1 protein-coding gene is annotated in these 399 nt (G+C 48.6%); it reads right to left on the reverse strand.

Going from position 1 to position 399, the window contains the following annotated elements; all coding sequences use genetic code 11:
• Positions 1–284, reverse strand: a 284-nt coding sequence (locus NE664_15130) for a DUF1700 domain-containing protein (GenBank protein MCQ4727966.1), incomplete at its 3' end; no start/stop codon positions are given.
• Positions 285–399 lie beyond the last annotated feature (115 nt).

Here is a 399-nt window from a genome sequence, read left to right on the forward strand (position 1 = left end):
GGTCCGGCCTCTTCCTCATACACCGTCCGGCCTTCGTTCCGATACGTATCATATGCGGACTGACGGCTGCCGCCCTCTCTGGCGTTCTCCGTGGCCTCCATGATCGTCTTGGCAATCAGCCTGGGATCACCGATCGCACCGGTCACCTCGTCTTCCGACTGGCCGTTCGCGGTCTCCGTTCTGATATAATCGTCATAGTATCTTATATTTTCCTCAATCACATTTCCAGGCACTTCGCCGGTCAGCGTGTCCCGCAAACGCTGTAAAAATTCCTGTCTGCTCATTGAAGCCTCCTTCAGTAAAGTAACTGACCTTTCCTAGTATACCATTTCCCCCTGGCTTCGTAAAGGAATCTTCTGTAAATTAATTATTAAAATTTCATAATTATTCTACTTTTTC

The sequence above is a fragment of the Anaerotignum faecicola genome, assembly GCA_024460105.1.
Lineage (GTDB): Bacteria > Bacillota > Clostridia > Lachnospirales > Anaerotignaceae > JANFXS01.